At 38.2% G+C, this 4,423-nt stretch carries 3 protein-coding genes; 2 read left to right on the top strand and 1 reads right to left on the bottom strand.

Annotation, left to right across the window (positions count from 1 at the left end; genetic code table 11):
- Positions 1 to 319: 319 nt before the first annotated feature.
- Positions 320 to 463 carry a phage integrase N-terminal SAM-like domain-containing protein gene (locus M0Q20_RS10890; protein WP_295061857.1) on the top strand — a complete coding sequence of 48 codons (144 nt, stop codon included), beginning with the start codon at positions 320 to 322 and terminating at the stop codon, positions 461 to 463.
- Positions 464 to 564: 101 nt separating this feature from the next.
- Here the strand turns inward: M0Q20_RS10890 and ileS are convergent, their stop codons facing one another.
- Positions 565 to 3,324: an isoleucine--tRNA ligase gene (ileS, locus tag M0Q20_RS10885; RefSeq protein WP_295061854.1), complete on the bottom strand. Its 2,760-nt coding sequence runs from the start codon at positions 3,322 to 3,324 to the stop codon at positions 565 to 567.
- Between the two features lie 121 nt (positions 3,325 to 3,445).
- Here ileS and M0Q20_RS10880 point away from each other — a divergent pair.
- A partial coding sequence (locus M0Q20_RS10880) for a CinA family protein (protein ID WP_295061851.1) occupies positions 3,446 to 4,423 on the top strand: 978 nt, incomplete at its 3' end.

The following is a 4,423-nucleotide window of genomic DNA, read 5'->3' as shown; positions in this document are numbered from 1 at the left end:
ATGACTAGCGGGTGTTCAACCCGCGCCCCCGTTATCCGGTCACGCAGTGAGCGGATAACTATTTAATCAAACACATTATATGTAAAACAACTTTAAATCATATAAATAACTGACATATCATTTGTGTGTTAAAAAGGTTTATTTGGTTATAAATATGTCAATTTGTCATATTTTTGATAATTGATAGAAAAATTCTATAGAATTCTTAAAGTTTTGATGTTTGTTTAATACTATATATTCAAATTAAATTACATTTTGTGTGTTATTTCGTAAATATTTTACATAACAAACATAATGTAGCTTAAACAAAGGAACTGACATGCAAGCGAAAAAGAAACTTTTAGATTTAGTTCGTGACAAAATTAGGTTTAAACACTATAGTTATTCAACTGAGAGAACATACGTCCATTGGATAAAAATTGTAAGAGAGGGAAAAAAGCCTATAAGCCCTATGGATTTCTAGACTTTTTTCCTAGTTTGACAAGCGCTATTCCTATGCCTATTATGACAAATATCACAGCAACGGTTACTGCGATAAATGTAGCTGACACTGGCTCGGCGAAGTTAGGCATTTAAAACCTTTGTACATCTTGGACATGTACTCTCTTCATCCTCAGATTGGTACTTCCAGCATCTTGGGCATTTTGCTTTTGTTGCTTTTGCTATTATGAAAGTGTCACCTTCTACGCTGAATGTTCCAAGCTCCTCTGATGTCTCGCCGCTTGAAACACCAGATACAACAAACCAGTCCTCAGCCTCTGTTTTGTCCATTTTTAGAACATTTTGCGACTCTGTATATAGAACTAACTCAAGAGTATTTTTTATGACTTTCTCTTTTTTAAGAGCATCAACTTTTTCATAAAAACTCTCTCTTGCAGCGAACATGTAGTCAACATTAAATGTTGAGTGTACATCTTCAATACTTTCATAAACAAAATCAAAAATATCCTCTTTATCGCCTTTAATTATTACAGGAGCATTTTCTACGATTTCATCCGCTGTATAAGTCAGTATCGGAGCGATTAGTCCAAGAAGCGATTTGACGATGATAGCCATCGCGCTCTGGCTTGCATTTCTCTTTGCGTCATCTTTGCTATCACAGTAAAGACTATCTTTTGTGATGTCGATGTAGATTCCGCTCAACTCGTTTACTATGAAGTTATTCAGCAGGCTCATCCCATGCACAAAGTTATAACCGCTAAATGATTTATGAGCTGCGTCAAAAACAGTTTTTGCTTCACTAAGTATCCACTTATCAAGCTCGCCCATCTCCTCATAAGGAGTTATTGCTTTTAGGTCGTTTATATTTGCAAGCATAATTCTAAACGTGTTTCTTAGTTTTCGGTAGTTCTCCGCCGTCTGTTTTAGTATGCCTTGAGAGATTTTCAGGTCTCCTTGGTAGTCACTAGAAGCTACCCAAAGACGAAGTATCTCACTACCGTACTCTTTTAAAACTTTATCGGGAGCGACTACGTTTCCTTTTGACTTTGACATCTTCTCGCCCTTCTCATCAACCGTGAAACCGTGAGTAAGGACTCCCTTGTATGGTGCTTTATGCTCTACTGCGGCGCTTAAAAACATAGATGACTGAAACCACCCTCTATGTTGATCGCTTCCCTCGACGTAGAGATCAGCTGGATAATTGCCTGCGTCGTAGTTGCGTGATTTCAAAACAGAGTACCAAGTAGAGCCGCTATCAAACCAGACATCTAAGATGTCAGTTACTTTTTCAAGCTCGTCCGCTTTATAGCCAGCGCCAGGGTAGAGCAGTTGTTCTGTCGGCATGGAGTACCATGCATCGCTTCCGTGCATCTCAAAGACCATCGCCGTAAAGTTTAAAACCTTCTCATCAAGAAGAACTTCGCCGGTTGCTTTTACTCTAAAAAATGCGATAGGAACTCCCCAGTCTCTTTGGCGTGAAATACACCAGTCAGGACGGTTTTCAACCATTGATTTGAGTCTGTTTTTACCGCTTTGCGGGTAAAAGAGAGTCTTTTCAACTTCATCAAGAGCAATTTGTCTCAGTGTTCTATCTTGACCCTCAGGAGTTCCATCTACGCTGATAAACCACTGCTTAGTTGCACGGAAAATTAGAGGAGTATGACTTCTCCAGCAGTGTGGGTATGAGTGTCTGAATTTAGATACTTTTAAAACACTATCTCCCATAAGTTCTATCAGCTCATCATTTGTTTTAAAGATGTGTTTGCCTACAAACTCCTCTGCATTTGGAATGAGTTTTTCTCTAACTACCGTCTCATCAAAACATCCGGTCTCATCTACAGGCATAACTACTTCTAGGTCATATACTAACCCTATGCGGTAGTCATCCTCACCGTGTCCCGGAGCCGTGTGAACACATCCGGTTCCGTTGTCAACCAGTACATGTTCACCTAAAATTATGCGCGATGTTCTGCCGTTAAGTGGATTAATTGCTAAAAGATTTTCAAACTCTTTTGCTTTAAAGGTTTTAGCTATATCTCCGCTTAAGACCTCTTGCTCTTTTAAAGACTCTAGCAACTCTTTTGCAACGATATATCCGGTTGTCGTTAGAACATACTCTTCCTCAGGATTGAGAGATATTCCAGTATTTGCAGGGATTGTCCAAGGGGTTGTTGTCCAGATTACAGGGGCTGCTTTTGTTGTTATGCCAAGTTTTGCTTTTGCTTCGTCACTTAACTCAAATGCTATAAATATAGAGTGTGACTCTTTATCTTCATACTCTACTTCAGCCTCAGCAAGAGCAGTTCTCTCAGCCCATGACCAAAAAACAGGCTTGCTTCTCTCAATAAGAAGACCTTTTTTAGCAACATTACAAAGAGTACGGTAGATGTTTGCTTCAAACTTATAATCCATCGTGATATATGGGTTTTTCCAGTCTGCGATGATGCCCAGTTTTTTAAACTCTTCTCTTTGAATGCCGACAAATTCAGCTGCATGAGCACGGCAAAGTTCTCTTACTTTTGCCGCACCTAGAAGCTCTTTTTTCTGTTTGCCGCCTACCTTCTTCTCTACCTGCTGCTCAATCGGCAGACCGTGACAATCCCATCCCGGAGTAAAACGCACCGATTTGCCGTTAAAATAGTTATGTTTTATGATTATGTCTTTTAAGATTTTATTGAGTGCATGACCGATGTGCGTATTTCCGTTTGCGTATGGAGGACCGTCATGAAGAGTAAAACTTTGCGCATCTTTGCGATTTGCTTTCATCTTTTCATATATTTTCTTCTCATCCCATGAAGCGTATCTTATTGGTTCATTGTTGATGAGATTGCCTCTCATGGCAAAATTTGTAGTTGGTAAAAGTAGTGTATCTTTGTAATCCATATCTGTCCCAAATTGTGTAAAATTTTTGCATTATATCCTTTAGGGGTTTAAAAGCTACTTTAAATGATAAAAACAGTGCTATAATAGTATAAAATAATTTTTTGCAAAAGGCTATTTACGTATGAAACTGCATCTTCTGCTAATCGGTAACAAGTTTATATATAACCTACCTCTTAGAGAGTATATTATTAGAAAAATTGAGCAAAAAATAGATTTTATTGACTCTATAACTTTCTTTAAGGAGAGTGACAATTCACTCTTTTTGTATCTTGAAAAAGAGCTTCACCAAGCAAACAGACATATTATTGTTACAAGCAAACAGCACTTCTCAACCATAGGGAAGCTTATATGCACAGTAACAAGGGATAATCAGATTTTAAAAGAGGAGATGTTGATACCCTCAAACAGCTCTGTTTTTGAAAATGGGAGTTATCTTTTAGAGTATAAAAATTCAATAACAAATGTTTTACATGTAGATGAGATGCAAAAACTCCCGGAAATTCTTATAAACCATGAAGAGTCAAGTGCGACTATCCATCTTTTTGAAGAGGAGAGGGATAGTGTAGTTGCTATACTCTCTCCAATTGCTCAAATGTATGATCTTAGAATTGAGGTAGTTGAACTTATAGAGGGTTGGCTAAGAGTGGAAATCAGAAGCAAGAAGTATGGAAATATATCCAACTTTATATCCTCAGCCAAACAGCTTCTGCCAAATAGAGTTGTTGCCGCAACAAATATAGTGACATATATTATAGAAAAACTATCATCTAAAAATAAAAAAATTGCTTTTGCAGAGAGTTGCACCGGAGGGCTCTTAAGCTACTATTTTACGAAAAACAACGGCGCTTCAAAAATCTTAGAAGGCTCTTTAGTGACATATTCAAACGCTATTAAAGAGAATTGGCTTGGGGTAAATCCTAAAACACTACAGGAGTACGGCGCGGTAAGCAGCGAGGTTGTTGCCCAGATGAGTGATGGTGCACTAAGTGTAAGCGGCGCTGATTACGCTATTTCAATAAGTGGAGTAGCAGGTGATAGTGGCGGAACTAAGTATAAACCTGTTGGGACGGTATATATAGGTCTAAGAACTAAAACAGAG

The sequence above is a fragment of the Sulfurimonas sp. genome (assembly GCF_023229025.1).
Classification (GTDB): Bacteria; Campylobacterota; Campylobacteria; order Campylobacterales; family Sulfurimonadaceae; genus Sulfurimonas.
This window is presented reverse-complemented; position numbering and strand designations above follow the sequence as displayed.